Annotated in this window: 1 protein-coding gene; it reads right to left on the bottom strand. The window is 54.3% G+C overall.

Annotated features, from left to right (window positions below):
* A partial coding sequence (locus tag E1189_RS22820; RefSeq protein ID WP_196220969.1) for a hypothetical protein occupies window positions 1–350 on the bottom strand: 350 nt, incomplete at both ends.

Genomic DNA, 350 nt, shown 5'->3' with positions numbered 1-350 from the left:
CCCGGGCCAGGTGCCAGAAGTTTGTTCGAATATATTCCCGGTCTATCTTTTTCAGGGAACGCAGATATTGCGCCAGCTGATCCGGGTCAACCCACTCTTGATTGTCCTGATCCGGGAGCAGCTTTTCACAGGCCACTTTCATAAAATCACGGACGGACGGATGCTGGCGGGTGCAATGGGTAAGTACGCTGTTGATCGCTCTGCGCCAGTGCCTGGGTTCCAGTGTATCGGAACCCTCATGGGACTGTGCCTGAAGCGCGGCGACAATCAGGTTATCCAATCCCCCATTGGTGAGAGAGGGTAATGCTCCCGTCGTCTGGGTGATGTCTTTTGGGATATCGCCATAGATC

The sequence above is a fragment of the Parendozoicomonas verongulae genome (genome assembly GCF_009711465.1).
GTDB lineage: Bacteria > Pseudomonadota > Gammaproteobacteria > Pseudomonadales > Endozoicomonadaceae > Sansalvadorimonas > Sansalvadorimonas verongulae.
The sequence above is the reverse complement of the archived record's forward strand: the minus strand, read 5'-3'. Positions and strand labels throughout refer to the sequence as shown.